The organism is Bacillus sp. JST-5 (genome assembly GCF_057747715.1).
Genome location: NZ_JBYLHW010000005.1, coordinates 21,569 through 40,285, shown reverse-complemented (window position 1 = coordinate 40,285; position 18,717 = coordinate 21,569). Strand labels below are relative to the sequence as shown.

Sequence of the window (18,717 nt, the reverse complement as noted above, 5' to 3'; positions counted from 1 at the left end):
GGTAGAAACATGACGATTTTAAAAAAAATTTATTTTGGAACGGGAATTGTCATTGCTACGATTCTATTAGGTATTGTTGGATTTACCACTTGGTATACCGTCGATGAATCGCAACAAGGGGTTGTACTTACATTCGGGAAGGCGAATGATGTCGTTACAGAGCCAGGGCTTCATTTTAAATTGCCATGGCCGATTCAAAAAGTAGAAATTTTATCGAAACAAACCTTTAGTTTACAATTTGGATTTGAAGAAAAAGACGGGAAAATCAAAGAATTTCCGAAAGAAACGAAAATGATTACTGGAGATGAAAACATCGTCCATGCAGATTTAGTCGTTCAGTGGAAAATTACAGACCCTATAAAATATTTATACCAAACGAACAAGCCGAAAGAAATTTTGCATGATGCAACAAGTGCATCATTAAGAAGTGTAATCGGTGGTTCTAAAATAGATGACGCACTTACTTCTGGTAAAGCGGAAATAGAGGGAAACGTTCGCGAATTATTAACTAGTTTAATAGAAAAATATGATATTGGAATATCAATTTTAGCTGTGAAATTACAAGATGTAGAGCTTCCAAACGAAGATGTTCGCAAAGCATTTACAAACGTCACAGATGCTAGAGAAACGATGAATACGAAAATTAATGAAGCGCAAAAATATCGAAATCAACGAATGAATGAAGCATTAGGTGAGAAAGATGCCATTATTTCAAAAGCGCAGGGAGAAAAAGCGGCTCGAATAGAGAAAGCTCGTGGAGACGTAGCACTGTTTAATAAATTATATTCAGAATATCGAAAGAATAAAAAAGTTACGAGAGACCGCTTAATTTTAGAAACATTAGAGCAAGTTCTTCCAAATGCAGAAATTTATATTATGAACGATGATGGAAATACACTTAAATATTTCCCAATTCGTCCAATAGAAAATAACGCCCCTAAAGCTCAGGAAGGGAGTGGAAATAATGAGTGAAATCATTGATATGAATGAAGAGAAAAAAGTATTTTCGATAAAAACATGGATTCGATTAGCATTATTCTTTTTAATCATCGCTGTCATATTCGTTATCCTTTTTACCAGCTTATTTATCGTTCGAGAAGGGGAATATAAAGTTGTTCGCCAATTTGGTGAAGTCGTTCGGATAGAGAATAGTCCAGGATTAAAGTTTAAAATTCCATTTATTCAAAACGTACAAACATTACCTAAACACCAAATGATTTATAACGTATCAGAAGCGGAAATAAATACGAAAGATAAAAAGAGAATTTTAATTGATAACTATGCTGTATGGAAAATTACTGATCCGAAAAAAATGATCACCAATGCAGTAACTGTTGAAAATGCCGAAGCGAGAATGGAAGAGTTTATTTATTCAGTGATTCGTACGGAGTTAGGGAACTTAAATTATGATGAAATTATCAATGATGAAAATTCATCTAGAGGTAGCTTAAATGATCGAGTGACTGAAAAAGTGAATGAGTTATTGATGAAAGATAATTATGGTATCGAAGTTGTTGATGTGCGAATGAAACGAACTGATTTACCGAGTGAGAATGAACAGTCGGTATACACAAGGATGATTTCAGAACGTGAATCCAAAGCTCAAGAGTATTTATCTATGGGAGATGCAGAAAAAAATAGAATAACAGCAGAGACTGATAGAGAAGTAAAAGAAATGTTGGCAAAAGCCCAAGCCGATGCAGAAGTTATACGTGCAGAAGGAGAAGGAGAAGCAGCAAAAATTTATAATGAAGCTTTCTCTAAAGACCCTGAATTTTACGAACTGTTTAGAACGCTTGAATCCTATAAAAAAGTAATCAATGACAAAACAGTGATTATCTTACCATCCAATTCTAAATATGCAAAACTTTTATCGGGATATTTAGAATAATATAATCCGATGAATACCGTTATTTCCCTTATCATGTTTGAACATGTTAAAATAAGACAAAGGGAAATAGCGGTTTTTCCGTTTTACCGTCTAATTGCGGTGAGGAGGATTTAATATGACGAAGAAATTAATGTTGATCGATGGAAATAGCATTGCTTATCGAGCATTTTTTGCCTTACCTTTATTAAACAACGATAAAGGGATTCATACGAACGCGGTATATGGTTTTACACTTATGCTAATGAAAATGTTAGAAGAAGAGAAACCGACGCATGTTCTAGTCGCGTTTGACGCGGGAAAAACAACATTCCGCCACGAAACGTATAAAGAATATAAAGGTGGAAGACAAAAAACTCCACCGGAGCTATCAGAACAATTTCCGTTTATTCGAGAATTATTAAATGCTTATGGAATTGCTACTTATGAATTGGAAAATTATGAAGCGGATGATATTATCGGTACACTTTCAAAAATAGCCGAAAAAGATAATTACGAAGTGAAAATTATATCTGGTGATAAAGACTTAACTCAATTAGCTTCCGATCGCACAACCGTTTGCATCACAAAGAAAGGAATCACGGATATCGAAGAATACACACCTAAACATATTAAAGAAAAGTACGGGCTTTCTTCGGAACAAATCATTGATATGAAAGGGTTAATGGGGGATAGTTCCGACAATATTCCTGGAGTACCGGGAGTGGGTGAAAAAACAGCGATTAAATTGTTAAAAGAATTTCATACTGTAGAAAATTTGATGGAGTCATTAGACCAAGTTCGAGGAAAATTGAAAGAAAAACTAGAACAACATAAAGATCAAGCTATTATGAGTAAGAAGCTAGCGACCATTTACAGAGAAGTTCCATTAACCATCCAATTAGATGACATTCAATATAATGGATATCATCCAGAAAAGTTGGTTGCTATATTTAAAGAATTAGGATTTCAATCTTTATTAGAAAAACTAGAAGTCGCTGAAGAAACAGAAACAAAAGAAATGGAAGAAATATCATTTACGTTTGTAAAAGAAATATCCGAGGATATTTTAGCAAGTGAAAGTTCATTCTATGTTGAAATCATTGATGAAAATTATCAAAAAGGAGAGATATTAGGTTTTTCATTGGCCAACGAAAAAGGCTTATTCTTTATTCCATTAGAAACGGCATTGGCATCGGAACTTTTTAAATCATGGTTGGAAGATGAAACGAAAGAGAAGTTTGTTTATGATGCCAAACGAACAATAGTATCACTGAGGAAGAAAAACTTCCATGTCCAAGGAATTGTTTTTGATCTTTTAATTGCCTCTTACATATTAAATCCATCAGAACCTATTTCTAATATTGGGGAATTGGCTAGAAAATTCCATTATGATGGGGTCAAAACAGACGAAGAATTTTATGGAAAAGGTGCAAAACGAATTATTCCTAATGAGAAAGACCGGGCAGAACATATTGCGAGAAAAGCATTAACAATTTCGAAATTAAAGGATTCCATCATAGAAAAGCTCCATGAAAATAAACAGTATGAATTATTTAAAGAGTTAGAACTCCCACTTTCATTTATTTTGGCAGATATGGAGTTTGAAGGAATCAAGTTAGATATCAATAGACTAAAACAAATGGGTGAGGAAATTTCCAACCAGTTAAAAGAATTAGAAAAGAGAATATATGAACATGCTGGAACAACGTTTAACATTAATTCTCCAAAGCAGTTAGGGACCATTTTATTTGAAAAATTAGGTTTACCGGTCATAAAGAAAACGAAAACGGGTTATTCGACATCAGCTGAAGTACTAGAACAATTAGAGCCAGCACATGAAATTGTTCGGGATATTTTACATTATCGACAACTAGGAAAACTTCAGTCGACGTATATTGAGGGACTATTAAACGTTGTTGATAAAGAAACGGGAAAAGTTCATACAAGATTTAACCAAGCGTTAACACAGACGGGCCGATTAAGTTCAACAGATCCAAACTTGCAAAACATTCCGATTCGTTTAGAAGAAGGAAGAAAAATTCGCCAAGCGTTCGTTCCTTCAGAAAAAGGATGGTTCATTTTTGCTGCTGACTATTCACAAATCGAATTACGTGTATTAGCACATATATCAGGAGATGAAAAATTAATTGATGCCTTTCAGCATGATTTAGATATTCATACAAAAACAGCGATGGATGTTTTTCATGTATCAAAAGAAGAAGTTACATCCAATATGAGAAGACAAGCAAAAGCCGTTAATTTTGGAATTGTATATGGGATTAGTGATTATGGTTTGTCACAAAATTTAGGAATAACTCGGAAAGAAGCAGGTCAATTCATTGATCGTTATTTTCAAAGTTATCCGCGCGTGAAAGAATATATGGAGGAAATCGTCCAAGAGGCGAAACAAAAAGGGTATGTATCAACGCTTCTTCATCGTCGAAGATACATTCCTGAAATAACGAGCAGAAACTTTAATATTCGTAGTTTTGCCGAACGTACCGCCATGAACACACCAATTCAAGGAAGTGCCGCAGACATAATTAAAAAGGCAATGATTGATATGGCGGAACGATTGGAAAAAGAGAAATTAAAAACGAAATTATTGCTACAAGTACACGATGAATTAATTTTTGAGGCACCAGAAGAAGAAATTGAAAGGTTAAAGAAAATTGTACCTGAAGTAATGGAAAATGCTGTTTCTTTAAAAGTTCCTTTAAAAGTTGATTATGCATACGGTCCAACATGGTTTGATGCAAAATAATGAGAAAGGAACGAATTTTAGATTATGCCAGAATTACCGGAAGTTGAAACGATTAGAAAAACATTAATTGGATTAGTAGCAGGAAAAAAAATTATTGACGTTCACATTTATTGGCCAAAGATTATCCAACATCCTGAGGTAGAAGAATTTTCTTTTCTAATTAAAGACCAAACCATTCATGATATTGAGAGAAGAGGGAAGTTTTTAATCTTTTTGTTGGATGACTTCTCTCTTGTCTCTCATTTACGAATGGAAGGAAAATATGGGCTATATCCAAATGATGAACCGATTGATAAACATACGCATGTAATTTTTCAATTGGAAAATGACGAACAGCTGCGATATCGTGATGTACGTAAGTTTGGAACAATGCATTTATTTCCTAAAGGACAGGAATGGAATAATCTCCCATTGAAGAAGTTAGGTCCTGAACCGTTTTCTGAACAATTTACCGTTCAATATTTACTAGAAAAATTCAAGAAAACGAATAGAAATGTTAAAAGTGCTCTTCTGGATCAAACCATTGTTGCTGGTTTAGGAAATATTTATGTTGATGAAGTGTTATTTCGTTCTCAAGTACATCCAGAAAAAATAGCCAAAGAGTTGAGTAAAAAGGAAGTAAAAAAGATTCACGAAGAAATAATAGCAACATTGAAAGAAGCTGTGAAAAAAGGCGGGAGCACGATACGAACGTATATTAATTCTCAAGGAGAAATTGGGATGTTCCAGTTGGATCTCTATGTTTACGGTCGTACAGGTGAATATTGCAAAGTGTGTGCTACACCGTTAAAACGACTTGTTGTTGGAGGTAGAGGAACACATATTTGTCCAAAATGTCAAAAGAAATAGCTGAACGTTGGAATGGCTTCTTCCATATACTTAAGTAGCGATGTATAGGAAGGAGCTGTCTATCGTGGCTCAAGTGTTTTCATTAATACTTTTGGCACTTGCCGTAAGTTTAGATAGTTGTACCGTTGGTTTCACATATGGACTAAGAAAAGTAAAAATACCTTTTAAATCTATTTTCATCATCGCTTTTTGTTCAGGTGCAGCCCTTTTTATCTCTGCTTTACTTGGGAACTTGATTAGTTCTGCTCTCTCGCCAGAATTAGCGGAGACCATAGGTGGCGCAATATTAATTGGAATTGGTATTTGGGCAGTTCTTCAATTATTACGTTCCAATCAATCGAGTGATGAGGAACAACAGGAAAAAATGTTGGTAAAGTTTGAAATCAAATCTATCGGCCTAGTCATTCAAATTTTGAAAAAGCCAATGTCAGCTGATTTTGACCGTTCGGGTACAATCACCGGAGTCGAAGCCTTTATGCTTGGAGCGGCACTTTCATTAGATGCAACAGGAGCTGGATTTGGGTCCGCGATGTTGGGGATAAGCCCAATTTTTCTTGCCATTTCCGTTGCAGTTATGAGCTCTTTATTTTTAATGGTTGGGTTGCTTTTAGGTACTTATTTTTCAAATAGTCAATGGATCAAAAAATTTTCGTACATTCCGGGATTGATATTAATTTGTATCGGATTATGGAAAATTTGAAAAAGAGGAGTTTAAGATGCAAACAATTGTGATAGGAATTACAGGAGGAATTGCTAGCGGAAAAAGTACGATATCAAACATCATCCGTTCTTTAGGCTTTGTTGTTGTGGATGCAGATATTGCAGCAAGGGAAGTCGTTATGCCTGGAGAACCAGCGTATCAAAAAATCATTGAAACGTTTGAGGAAGAAATTTTATTGGAAAACAAAGAAATCAATCGTGCAAAATTAGGTTCCATTATTTTTCATAACGAAGAAAAACGCCTCATTTTGAATAGCATTGTGCATCCTGCTGTTCGACAAAAAATGCTAGCTGATAAAGATGCTGCCATTGAAAGAGGAGAAAAAACAGTTTTCATGGATATCCCATTATTATTCGAAAGTAAATTAACTTATATGGTCGATCGTACGATTTTAGTATATGTGGACGAAAACACTCAATTGAAACGATTAATAGAAAGAAATCAGCTATCAAAAGAGGATGCATTGGCAAGAATTCAATCTCAAATGCCGTTAAGTGAAAAAAAAGCATTAGCGGATGCTGTTATTGACAACAACGGAACCATCGATCAATCAAAAGAACAACTGCTTGAAATTCTACGACAATGGGGTGTGCTCCAGTAATCGTCATTTGTACATCACTATATCATAGTGATGTATTTTTTTTTGCTAATGAAAAATTAATTAAGCTCTCTTAATGTCTGATAATACAACCTATTGGCATATATAATTAGCATGATTAGGTGAGAAGGGAATCATTTAATAAAAATAGACAGAATTATTTTACTTTTTCATCAACTAAAATTATGCCCCACAAATATAATATAATATGTTATACTAATTTACGGGTAAAATTTAATAAGTATGACATTATTAGGAGGGGCCAACATGAAGGCAAGAGTTGCAATTAATGGTTTCGGAAGAATTGGAAGAATGGTATTCCGAAAAGCGATCCTCGATGATAATCTTGAAATTGTTGCTGTAAATGCAAGTTATCCTGCCGAAACATTAGCACATTTAATCAAATATGATACCAATCACGGAAAATTTGAGGCGGACGTTCAAGCTGAAGAATCTGCATTAATCGTTAACGGAAAGCGAGTTCAGCTTGTTAACAATAGAGATCCTAAAGAATTACCTTGGAAAGAGTTAAACATAGATATCGTTATCGAAGCGACAGGAAAATTCAACTCTAGAGATAAAGCAGCGCTGCATCTTGAAGCAGGGGCAAAAAAAGTTGTCTTGACTGCACCAGGTAAAAATGAAGATGTTACCATTGTTGTAGGTGTAAATGAAAGCGCATTAAATATTGAAAAACATGATATTATCTCCAATGCTTCTTGTACGACAAACTGTTTAGCACCTGTGGCAAAAGTATTGGACGAACAATTTGGAATCATTAATGGATTAATGACGACTGTTCATGCATATACCAATGACCAAAAAAATATAGATAATCCGCATAAAGACCTTAGAAGAGCACGCGCTTGCGCACAGTCTATCATCCCAACAACAACAGGAGCGGCAAAAGCGTTGTCATTAGTATTACCTCAGTTAAAAGGAAAACTTCATGGAATGGCTTTACGCGTGCCAACACCGAACGTATCTTTAGTGGATTTAGTCGTAGACTTAAAGAGGAATGTAACAGTTGAGGAAGTGAACGAAGCATTTATAACTGCTTCTCAAGGCTCTTTAAAAGGAATTTTAAATGTTACAGACGAACCACTTGTGTCCATTGATTTTAATACAGATCCTCATTCTGCCATTATTGATAGCTTATCAACGATGGTCATTGGTGAAAACAAAGTGAAAGTACTAGCATGGTATGATAATGAATGGGGTTACTCTTGCAGAGTTGTTGATTTAGTTAATATCGTTGCAAAAGAATTACTTTCAAAGGTGAAAGTGGAATCTGTTTAATGAACGTAAATCCCCGGGAAAGCCTGGGGATTTTTTATGAGTTTTTGAATAAATCGATTTTTTATAGTTAATATTCTTTTCATTTTTTATTTTTCAAGAAGTACTATATATAGTGAATAAAAAAACGCTAACTTACATGCTGTGATTTACTTTCATATAATAAATATATGGCAATCGCTTCGATAATTGAAAAATATGTCGTATTCTATTGCAAAAAAAATATAAACAAAGTATACTAATTTTCGTGAACTTTTATAAACTGTCAGTAATAATAACTACTTAAAGGGTTAGGACCTCTTAGGACTAACTTTCCCCCGTGGTAGTTATTCATTGATAGTATCATTCACTTTTTCATTATTAGTAAAAAATATGTAAGGGGGAAACCAATATGGAAACTATGGGTCGTCATGTTATTTCAGAGCTTTGGGGATGTAACTTCGACAAATTGAACAGCATGGAATCAATTGAAAAAATTTTTGTTGAGGCTGCTTTAAAGTCTGGTGCAGAAATTCGTGAAGTAGCGTTTCACAAATTTGCTCCTCAAGGTGTAAGTGGTGTAGTTATTATTTCTGAATCACATTTAACGATTCACAGCTTTCCGGAGCATGGTTATGCAAGTATAGACGTTTATACTTGCGGTAATTTAGATCCAAATGTGGCGGCAGATTACATTGCTAATGCTCTTGGTGCTAAAAAAATTGAAACAATCGAAATTCCTCGTGGAATGGGATCTGTTCAAGTTAAAAAACAAGAAGTCATTTCACTTTAATAGGAAAAAACGCGGAGATGTACAACTCGTGCATCTCTTTTTTAATTCCCTAAAATATCCAAACCATTTTTTAATACTTTATTTTCCCTTGATTCATTAGTAAAATAATGATATATAGATTTGATTAATCAGAAATTATTATGATCGGAGCTGTCTAATCGATGAGATGTCCGTCTTGCCAATATATTGGATCAAGGGTACTAGATTCAAGACCTGTCGAAGATAGTAAATCAATACGTAGAAGACGAGAATGCGAAAAATGTAGCTATCGCTTCACAACTTTTGAAAAAGTTGAGGAAATTCCTCTTATTGTTGTAAAAAAAGAAGGAACACGTGAAGAATTTAGTCGTGAAAAGATTTTACGTGGTTTAATTAAGGCATGTGAAAAACGTCCAGTTTCTTTAGAACAACTAGAACAAATTGCCGATGAAGTAGAAAAAGAGCTTCGAAACATAGGAGTATCTGAAATTAAAAGTGACAGTATTGGTGAAATGGTGATGGACAAGTTAGCAAAAGTTGACGAAGTAGCTTACGTTCGCTTTGCTTCCGTGTATCGACAGTTCAAAGATATAAATGTATTTATAGAAGAGCTTAAAGACTTAATTACGAAGCAAAAATAAATAAGCAATCCTTTAAGCGCCTGAAGCATTTTAGGTTGACCACCATTCGGGATAAGATCCTAAAATGTCGGAGCGCTTTTCATATTTAGGAATGAATAAGAAAGGTTTGAATGATAATGGTACAACATTGGACAGAAGTCGTACCTGGAGATCGTTATATCGTAACGATGGACGGTTTTTTTCATGATCTTGATCGGAAAGTATTATCCTATTTATATCAACCGCTTATTGGGCCGGTATGTCTTAGTTTATATATCACATTATCTAGCCAAGTGGAAGAAAATCGGCTATGGTCAGAACCTTCACTCCATTATCATTTAATGAGTTTATTAGGACTAAGTCTTCAAGAAATATATGATGCCAGACTAAAACTGGAAGCGATTGGACTTTTAAAAACGTATGTGAAACAAGAAGATGATTCAAAACAATATGTATATTATTTGCAACCGCCTCTCTCACCGAAACAATTTTTTTCCGATAGTATGTTAAATATTTTTTTATATAAAAAGATTGGGAATCAGTTGTATCGTCGTTTGAAACAATTTTTCGCCGATCGACCATTTCAAGTTGAAGAATATGAAAATGTGACGAGAGAGTTTCAACAAGTTTTTACTTCCAGTTCTATGATGACAGAAAGTCAAGACAAAGATCTGTTTAACCATATTGGAAGTCGTTTTATTGAGAAACCTGAAGCTGAAACGATTACTGTTTTCCCAGAAACGTTTAATTTTGATCTATTTTTAGCAGGTTTAAGCGACCATATTATTCCAAAAAGTGCGATTACTCCAACTGTGAAAGATGCGATTCTCAAATTAGCGTTTCTTTACGGGATTGATCATATCCAAATGAAAAATATTGTTTTTACCGTTATTAACGAAAAAGATGAAATTGATATTGAACAATTGAGAAAAACAGCACGCGACTGGTACCAGTTAGAACGTTCTGAAGAATTACCAATGCTCATTGACCGGACCCAACCGAGGACCTTATTGTCTGAAAATGTTTCAAATGATCCAAAAGAAGTACGTCTCATTCAATATTTAGAAACTGTCAGTCCGAGACAAGTATTAAAGGACATCTCTAATGGGGCTGAACCTTCAAAAGCAGATCTTCAACTCATTGAAGAAATTATGTTCCAACAAAAATTGCCACCTGGTGTTACAAATGTTCTCATTCAATATGTTTTATTGAAAACAGATATGAAACTTCATAAAAGCTACGTTCAAAAAATCGCCAGTCATTGGGCACGGAAAAAAATAAAAACGGTGCAAGAGGCTATGAACTTAGCAAAAAAAGAGCACCGACAATATATGGAGTGGGCAAACCAAAAAAATAAACCTTCATCAAAGGTGGCTAAACCGATTCGCTCAGAAAAAGTTCCTGAGTGGTTTAAAGAAGATGAATTTCGGCAAACGGCAAAATCAAATGAGTCAACTGATGAGACATTTGATTTTGAAGAAGAAAAACGGAAAATGGAAGAGCGCTTAAAGAAATATAAAAAATAGGAGATGATTCCCTTGGAGAAAATTGGTGTAACGATTCAAAAGTTATCCAACAGTGAGGGATTTCTTGCCCGATATGAAAAAATGAAAATGGAAATATTGCAAAATGAAGAGGTTCGGCTATTTTTGAAAAAACATTCTAGTCAAATTACATCAGAAATACTTGATCGTAGTTTAACGAAACTTTATGAATATATTACACAATCGAAGAACTGCTCTCAGTGCAATAGTCTTGGAGAATGTCAAAATATTATTCAAGGTTATGAGCCAAAGCTTGTTTTTTTAAATAATCGAATTGATATTCAATATTCACCATGTGCAAAGAAAATTGCTGAAGATGAAAAAAATAAAGCAAGTAAACGAATCACTTGTTTGCACATTTCTAAAGAGATGATGGAAGCTTCTTTAAGTGAATGTATTTTAGATTCTCCAAGTCGAATAAAAGCTGTGCAAAAGATTGAAGATTTTTTAGAATCCTATGAACCAGGTAAAAAAATAAAAGGTTTATATTTTCATGGTCCGTTTGGAACCGGAAAATCGTATTTGCTTGGGGCGATTGCCCATGAACTATCGGAAAGGAATATCTCCTCCTTAATTGTTTATGTACCTGAATTTTTAAGAGAAATGAAACAAGCGATAGGGGATCATTCTCTAAATGAAAAATTGGAGGCGTTAAAAAATGCCGAAATTCTTATGCTCGATGACATTGGGGCAGAAAGTGTTTCAAGTTGGTCAAGAGACGAAGTACTAGGTCCAATATTGCAATATCGGATGAATGAGCATTTGCCAACGTTCTTTTCGTCCAATTTTGATTTGGAAGAATTATTTGATCACCTTACGTATTCTCAACGTGGAGAAGAAGAGAAAATTAAAGCGGGAAGAATCATTGAGAGAATTAAATATTTAGCAGAGCCTGTATTAGTCGACGGTAAAAATAAAAGACATCAATCGTTTTAAATGGAAGATATTTACTAACTATATTGGAGTTTGCCTGCCAAACATCGCCTATTTTGTGTAGGCGATTTTTTTGTGATAATAGTAATCACATGTCATTAGGCTTTCCTTCCTCATTTTCCTTTCTTTTTGTACATTCTGATTCTAAACATGCCAAGCCCCCCATATATATAAATCAGGATATCCTCATGAGGGGGGATGCTTGTTTGGTCATCTTTATGCAAAGTCCTTCAGAATCAAAGGAATTATATCGATATTTTTTAAAGGAAAACCAAATTTCTGAACGAGATGATTTGATAAAAGTTGAAAAAATAGGTAGCAACTTTTATATAACCATTAGTAATACCATTGAAAAAGAGAAAATTCATCATCAATTGAAAAAATATTTCTTAACGAAAAAGAAAGAGGAATGGTGCAGAAAAATTTTAAAAGAAGAATTTTTTTATACCGATGAAGAAGAACAAAATCAAATTATTGAAATGATTCATACGATCTTAGATGGTAAAAAAAGAGATTTACCTGTACATATCAATCATATTGAAGATGAACAATTGATTGATCATGCTCTTTTAGAAACGTTAAAACTCAATACTCCGTTTTCATTTGATGCTTTTATTAAATTCCGTCTCAAAGACTATTTAAATAATCTTTCCAATTATGTAGAAATTGCGATTGATGAATATAAGCTTGAACAAGACTATCAACTGTTTATTCAAACATTAAGGGAATTTTTAAAAGGACGAAAACCGTTGATAGAAGAAATCCAACTCGTCGATGAAGATGGCTTTACATTTTACAATGAGAAATTTGAAGAGATGAAACGTTCGGAATTATTTAAAACGATTGACCGTAAACTTTTATCGAATCATCCGATTTATGTAGATTCAACGACCATTGCACCATTACTTTCTATTTCACCATTACGAATTAACATTTTTACGAATAATAGTGAGCAAGGAATCATAAGAACAATCATGAATATTTTTGAGGAAAGAATTTGTCTTTATCCATTTTCAGAATTTGATAGTATTAGAAAAAAACGAAATTTTGATAAACTCACTTGATTTTTCCTTCCTTTATGAATATAATACGAAAATAACTAAGAATTTTATATTGTCATAAGTGATGATGAGGACATGAGCTATCTTTTACGGTTCCCAGAGAGGGAAGGCATTGGCTGAAACCTTCCTAACACGAAAAGATTGCTTACCACCTCTAAACTTCAACTGTGAACGATACAGTAGCAGTTGACGGCAGCAACCGTTATTTGAACTGGAGTCAATTATCAAGCTATGTTTGTGATAATTGAGAATCAGGGTGGAACCACGGGTATATAACCTCGTCCCTATGTTGGGATGAGGTTTTTTATTGGAAACATTTAAGGAGGGAAAAATCATGTCAGAAATGATTGTACTAACATTTCCAGATGGGGCTAAGAAGGAGTTCCCAGTAGGAACAACGACAGAAGATGTCGCTCAATCCATTAGCCCAGGACTAAAGAAAAAAGCAATAGCTGGAAAATTTAATGGAATTCTCGTTGATCTTCGCCGTCCTCTTCAAGAAGATGGTTCAATACAAATTATTACTGAAAACGATGAAGAAGCGTTGGAAGTATTACGTCATAGTACTGCCCATTTAATGGCACAAGCAATTAAACGATTGTATAAAAATGTGAAGCTCGGAGTAGGACCTGTCATCGAAGGTGGTTTTTATTACGATATTGATATGGAAGAGTCATTAACTCCAGAAGACCTTCCAAAAATTGAAAAAGAAATGAAGAAAATCGTCAAAGAAAACCTTGCTATTAACCGAGTCGAAGTGAGTCGTGAAGAAGCGATTTCACGTTATAAAGAAATTGGAGACGAATATAAACTGGAATTAATTGAAGCGATTCCAGAAGATGAACAAGTTACTATTTATGAGCAAGGAGAATTTTTTGACCTTTGTCGAGGGATTCACGTTCCTTCAACAGGAAAAATTAAAGAATTTAAATTGTTAAATATTGCTGGAGCATACTGGCGAGGAAATAGCGACAATAAAATGCTTCAACGTGTTTATGGTACTGCATTTTTCAAAAAAGAAGATTTAGAAGAACATTTACGTTTACTAGAAGAGGCTAAAGAAAGAGATCATCGTAAACTTGGAAAAGAATTAAATTTATTTACAAATTCACAGCTCATCGGACAAGGAATTCCACTATGGCTTCCTAAAGGAGCAACAATTCGTCGAGTGATTGAGCGCTACATTGTCGATAAAGAAATCAGCTTAGGATATGATCATGTGTACACTCCTGTATTAGGAAGTGTTGAGCTCTATAAAACAAGCGGTCACTGGGATCATTATCAAGAAAACATGTTCCCAGTCATGCAGATGGATAATGAAGAACTTGTATTACGTCCAATGAACTGTCCACACCATATGATGATTTATAAAAATAATATTCACAGTTATCGTGAATTACCGATCCGTATTGCGGAACTAGGAACTATGCATCGTTACGAAATGTCAGGTGCGCTATCTGGTTTACAGAGGGTACGTGGAATGACATTAAATGATGCGCATATATTTGTTCGACCAGATCAAATTAAAGATGAATTTAAACGTGTTGTGAATTTAATCATTGAAGTGTATAAAGATTTTCAATTAAATGATTATAGTTTCCGCTTATCTTATCGCGATCCGGAAGATAAAGAAAAATATTATGATGACGATGCTATGTGGAATAAGGCACAAAGCATGTTGAAAGAGGCTATGGATGAGCTTGGACTTGAGTATTACGAAGCAGAAGGCGAAGCCGCATTCTATGGACCAAAATTAGATGTCCAAGTAAAAACAGCGTTAGGAAAAGAAGAAACATTGTCCACTGTTCAACTTGACTTCTTATTACCTGAAAAATTCGATTTAACATACATTGGGGAAGATGGTAAACAACATCGCCCGGTTGTTATCCACCGCGGAGTTGTTTCAACAATGGAAAGATTCGTTGCTTTCTTAATTGAAGAATATAAAGGAGCTTTCCCAACATGGTTAGCACCAGTTCAAGTTCAAGTTATTCCAGTATCTCCAGAAGCACATTATGACTACGCGAAACAAGTAACTGATCTTCTAAAATCAAAAGGTATTCGCGTTGAGCTAGATACAAGAGATGAAAAAATCGGATATAAAATAAGACATGCACAAATGCAAAAAATCCCATACATGCTAGTCGTCGGTGATCAAGAGGTAAAAGATAACTCTGTTAACGTAAGAAAATACGGAGAACAAAAATCAGAGTCAGTACCATTTGAACAATTTATGCAACAAGTACTAGAAGAAGCAAGAATAAATAAGTAATGTTGATAAAAGGCTCTATGAAATGTAGAGCCTTTTATTATAGGTTTGATCTTCACAATGGAACAAATAATTTGATGAAGGAAGATTTATATTTTTCTCTTGTCTTTTACTGGGAAATGTGATAATTTTATTTTTGTTAGTTATTTTAGGAAAACCATTGACAACTATTGTTGAATATGTTAATTTTATAAGAGTGAAAAGAATACGGTTTGTGGAAGAAGAAGCACCCGCTTCTCACCTGCTTTGACGCATTAAGCTGTTGACAGGTTATGCAAATGATTAATAACTTCTTTATATTTATAAAGATTTTGTGCGGGTGTTTGTATAACCTCGCACTTTTTTATTTTGTCAATAGGTGATAAAGTCCCAAACGGTATTCGCATTTATTACCTTGGAGGTGGCTCGTTATTAGCAAAGATATGTTTGTAAACGAGGGCATTCGTGCTCGTGAAGTTCGTTTGATTGATTCTAATGGAGAGCAATTAGGAATCAAATCGAAAGCTGAGGCTCTAGAAATTGCGAGTCGAGTAAATTTAGACCTTGTTCTCGTTGCTCCTAATGCAAAACCACCAGTAGCCCGTATTATGGACTACGGAAAATATCGTTTTGAGCAACAAAAGAAAGAAAAAGAAGCCCGTAAAAAACAAAAAGTCATTAACGTAAAAGAAGTTCGTCTAAGTCCAACTATTGAAGAACATGACTTTAATACAAAATTACGTAATGCCATTAAGTTTTTAGAAAAGGGCGATAAAGTAAAAGCGACGATCCGTTTTAAAGGTCGTGCGATTACTCATAAAGAAATTGGTCAAAGGGTATTAGATCGTTTTGCAGAAGGCTGTTCCGAAATTGCGACAATTGAAACGAGCCCAAAAATGGACGGTCGAAGCATGTTTATGATTCTTGCACCAAAAAATGAAAAGTAACGAATTGAGGAGGAATTCCAAATGCCTAAAATGAAAACACACAGAGGCTCTGCTAAACGTTTCAAAAAGACAGGTACTGGTAAATTAAAGCGTTCTCACGCTTATACAAGCCATTTGTTCTCCAACAAATCTCAAAAACAAAAACGTAAATTACGTAAAGGTACATTAGTATCTAAAGGTGATTTCAAACGTATTCGTCATATGCTTGACAATCTTAAGTAATTCAATGAAGACATTTTAGGAGGGAAACACTATGCCACGTGTTAAAGGCGGTACGGTTACTCGCAGACGCAGAAAAAAAGTTCTTAAATTAGCTAAAGGTTATTTCGGTTCTAAACATCGTTTATATAAAGTTGCTAATCAGCAAGTAATGAAATCTTTAATGTATGCATATCGCGATCGTCGTCAGAAAAAACGTGATTTCCGTAAATTATGGATTGCACGTATCAATGCGGCAGCTCGTCAAAACGGTCTTTCTTACAGCCGTTTAATGCACGGATTAAAACTTGCTGGTATTGAAGTAAACCGTAAAATGCTTGCTGATCTTGCTGTTAATGATGCAAAAGCATTTGCTCAATTAGCAGACGCAGCAAAAGAAAAACTTGCGAAGTAATAAAGTTAAAGGACAGTCATTAAGATGGCTGTCTTTTTTTCATGTGACAAAGCTGAATGATTTCAATAAAATTGCAATCCTGTAAGCGATAATTTATTAAGTGATGGAATTGCTTGAGCTAGTAAATTTTTCAACTTACATGATGGATAAACATTTAAAAATTAATTTTAAAGGAATGATTGAATGATCATTTTGTATTATTATTGTTTGCTAAATGTATTTGGATTTTTGCTTATGTGGACAGATAAAAGAAAAGCAAGAAAACATAAATGGAGAATAAAAGAAAATACTTTATGGACGTTTGCCTTCCTAGGTGGAGCGTTTAGTATGACGGTTGCTATGTTTTTCTTCCGTCATAAAACAAAGCATTTAACATTTCTCATAGGGTTTCCACTACTAACAATTTTCCATGCTGCAATCGTATATTATATAAATTTTTGAAAAGGTTCGATTAGCTCAAAAATAGCAATCAATTGAATAGACAAGAACGTCCTAAATTTTTTGTCCATTGTCATATAATTTGGCAAAACAGTATAAGTTTTTAATAAATGCAACATGAGAGATCACCAGAAAGTAGGTGGAACGATGGATGAAAAATGGACGTTACTTCTTGCTTTTATTGAAGCAAGTGGTTTCTTTGCCCCTGTAGCATTTATTTTATTTCACATTTTACGTCAAGTGCTATTTATTCCGGTGGTTATCGTATGTATAGCAGGTGGATTATTATTCGGATCGATTCTCGGTTTTGTCTATTCATTAATTGGATTAACGTTATCCAGTTTATGCATATACATCATCTTAAAGAAAACACCGAAAGTGTATAAAAAACTACAACAAATTAAAGAAAAATGGTTTGGAATTCACGCCAATTTAACCGTAGGACAAATCGCTGTATTGAAGCTTATTCCATTTATGCATTTTCAATTACTATCCTTCTGTTTATTAGAAAGAAAACGAACCTTTTGGGAATATGTAAAAAGTTCATTTTTTACTAATATTCCTTTAGCTTTTTTTTATACGGTTTTCGGTCAGTTTATTAAAAAATTTACCCCGTCTATTGCTTTAATTGTCCTTGCAGCATTATCAATTCTTATCATTATATTAAGAGAAAAAGTTGTGATTATTAAATGGAAAGATTTTTTTAAAGCTACTGCTTAATGCACAGACTGTATATGGTCTGTATTTTTTTTGCAACGGCAAATTAAGTTTCATTTTTTTTCCCATTTGTTATAATTTGTTTATCAGTTTGTAAGAGGTGGGAAAAGTTGAACTACGAAGTGAAAGTAAAATTATTAGATAGCGACGCCAAAATGCCTTATCAAGCACATCCAGGAGATGCGGGATTTGACTTATTTTCAATTGAAGAAAAAATAATTCCTTCAGGAGAATCCGCGCTCATACGTACGGGAATCCAAATCGAGTTGCCAAAAAACACAGAAGCACAAGTAAGACCGAGAAGCGGACTAGCATTGAATCATTCCGTAACAGTATTAAATAGTCCGGGAACGATAGACGAAGGATATAGAGGAGAAATAAAAGTTATTTTAATTAACCACGGGAAAAAAGATTTTAAAGTAGAAAAACATATGAGAATTGCTCAAATGGTGATTGCTCCTGTGGCGAATGTACATATGCATGAAGTTCAAGAACTATCTGATTCAATTAGAGATACAGGAGGATTCGGATCTTCCGGATTAAAGTAAGAGAATTCCCCATTTCCATATTGCTGAAATGGGGTTTTATGTTTAATTGCCAAGTTGAGCATTTTCGATATTGTGGTGATGAACGACTAAAATGCAATAGTAAAAGAAACAAAATTTCAAGAAGATTTTGTAATTATTTTTGAAAATTTGATATAATAGCAAGCGAGACTACAAGAAGAAGGGGGTCTTTTTGGTGACC

19 protein-coding genes and 2 other annotated features are annotated in these 18,717 nt (G+C 34.2%); all 19 genes read left to right on the top strand.

The window, feature by feature from the left end; all coding sequences use genetic code 11:
• The first annotated feature begins 9 nt into the window (after positions 1–9).
• Entirely contained in the window at positions 10–972 is a 963-nt protein-coding gene (hflK, locus tag AC3ASS_RS02530) for an FtsH protease activity modulator HflK (RefSeq protein WP_488281935.1), read from the top strand.
• A complete protein-coding gene (hflC, locus tag AC3ASS_RS02525) occupies positions 965–1,891 on the top strand; it encodes a protease modulator HflC (RefSeq protein ID WP_488281934.1) in 927 nt (308 codons plus the stop codon). Before hflK ends, hflC begins: the two co-directional genes overlap by 8 nt.
• Positions 1,892–2,006: 115 nt before the next feature.
• Entirely contained in the window at positions 2,007–4,634 is a 2,628-nt protein-coding gene (gene polA, locus AC3ASS_RS02520) for a DNA polymerase I (protein WP_488281933.1), read from the top strand.
• 24 nt (positions 4,635–4,658) lie between these two features.
• Positions 4,659–5,483 carry a DNA-formamidopyrimidine glycosylase gene (gene mutM / locus AC3ASS_RS02515; RefSeq protein ID WP_488281932.1) on the top strand — a complete coding sequence of 275 codons (825 nt, stop codon included), beginning with the start codon at positions 4,659–4,661 and terminating at the stop codon, positions 5,481–5,483.
• 64 nt (positions 5,484–5,547) lie between these two features.
• Positions 5,548–6,183, top strand: a complete 636-nt coding sequence (gene ytaF, locus AC3ASS_RS02510) for a sporulation membrane protein YtaF (RefSeq protein ID WP_488281931.1) — start codon at positions 5,548–5,550, stop codon at positions 6,181–6,183.
• Between the two features lie 16 nt (positions 6,184–6,199).
• Positions 6,200–6,805, top strand: a complete 606-nt coding sequence (coaE, locus tag AC3ASS_RS02505) for a dephospho-CoA kinase (protein ID WP_488281930.1) — start codon at positions 6,200–6,202, stop codon at positions 6,803–6,805.
• A gap of 264 nt (positions 6,806–7,069) precedes the next feature.
• Positions 7,070–8,101, top strand: a complete 1,032-nt coding sequence (locus tag AC3ASS_RS02500; RefSeq protein WP_488281929.1) for a glyceraldehyde-3-phosphate dehydrogenase — start codon at positions 7,070–7,072, stop codon at positions 8,099–8,101.
• Positions 8,102–8,489: 388 nt separating this feature from the next.
• Complete coding sequence (speD, locus tag AC3ASS_RS02495) at positions 8,490–8,870, top strand: adenosylmethionine decarboxylase (RefSeq protein WP_488281928.1); 381 nt, start codon at positions 8,490–8,492, stop codon at positions 8,868–8,870.
• A 161-nt stretch (positions 8,871–9,031) separates the two neighbouring features.
• A complete protein-coding gene (gene nrdR, locus AC3ASS_RS02490; RefSeq protein ID WP_488281927.1) occupies positions 9,032–9,490 on the top strand; it encodes a transcriptional regulator NrdR in 459 nt (152 codons plus the stop codon).
• Positions 9,491–9,606: 116 nt separating this feature from the next.
• A complete protein-coding gene (locus AC3ASS_RS02485) occupies positions 9,607–10,995 on the top strand; it encodes a replication initiation and membrane attachment family protein (protein ID WP_488281926.1) in 1,389 nt (462 codons plus the stop codon).
• A 12-nt stretch (positions 10,996–11,007) separates the two neighbouring features.
• Positions 11,008–11,949 (top strand): primosomal protein DnaI, encoded by a 942-nt coding sequence (dnaI, locus tag AC3ASS_RS02480; protein WP_488281925.1) that lies wholly within the window; start codon positions 11,008–11,010, stop codon positions 11,947–11,949.
• A 203-nt stretch (positions 11,950–12,152) separates the two neighbouring features.
• A complete protein-coding gene (ytxC, locus tag AC3ASS_RS02475) occupies positions 12,153–13,010 on the top strand; it encodes a sporulation protein YtxC (protein ID WP_488281924.1) in 858 nt (285 codons plus the stop codon).
• Positions 13,011–13,062: 52 nt separating this feature from the next.
• Positions 13,063–13,296 (top strand) — a binding site (T-box leader).
• A 45-nt stretch (positions 13,297–13,341) separates the two neighbouring features.
• Positions 13,342–15,279, top strand: a complete 1,938-nt coding sequence (thrS, locus tag AC3ASS_RS02470; RefSeq protein WP_488281923.1) for a threonine--tRNA ligase — start codon at positions 13,342–13,344, stop codon at positions 15,277–15,279.
• Positions 15,280–15,488: 209 nt separating this feature from the next.
• Positions 15,489–15,627, top strand: a sequence feature (ribosomal protein L20 leader region).
• 71 nt (positions 15,628–15,698) lie between these two features.
• Entirely contained in the window at positions 15,699–16,202 is a 504-nt protein-coding gene (gene infC, locus AC3ASS_RS02465) for a translation initiation factor IF-3 (RefSeq protein WP_488281922.1), read from the top strand.
• 21 nt (positions 16,203–16,223) lie between these two features.
• Positions 16,224–16,424, top strand: a complete 201-nt coding sequence (rpmI, locus tag AC3ASS_RS02460; protein WP_488281921.1) for a 50S ribosomal protein L35 — start codon at positions 16,224–16,226, stop codon at positions 16,422–16,424.
• 31 nt (positions 16,425–16,455) lie between these two features.
• Entirely contained in the window at positions 16,456–16,815 is a 360-nt protein-coding gene (gene rplT, locus AC3ASS_RS02455) for a 50S ribosomal protein L20 (RefSeq protein WP_488281920.1), read from the top strand.
• Positions 16,816–16,998: 183 nt separating this feature from the next.
• Positions 16,999–17,256 carry a DUF1294 domain-containing protein gene (locus tag AC3ASS_RS02450; RefSeq protein ID WP_488281919.1) on the top strand — a complete coding sequence of 86 codons (258 nt, stop codon included), beginning with the start codon at positions 16,999–17,001 and terminating at the stop codon, positions 17,254–17,256.
• Positions 17,257–17,400: 144 nt separating this feature from the next.
• Positions 17,401–17,973 (top strand): TVP38/TMEM64 family protein, encoded by a 573-nt coding sequence (locus AC3ASS_RS02445; RefSeq protein WP_488281918.1) that lies wholly within the window; start codon positions 17,401–17,403, stop codon positions 17,971–17,973.
• 107 nt (positions 17,974–18,080) lie between these two features.
• The gene (dut, locus tag AC3ASS_RS02440) at positions 18,081–18,518 is read left to right on the top strand and encodes a dUTP diphosphatase (RefSeq protein ID WP_488281917.1); all 438 of its coding nucleotides are present in this window, start codon (positions 18,081–18,083) and stop codon (positions 18,516–18,518) included.
• Positions 18,519–18,717 lie beyond the last annotated feature (199 nt).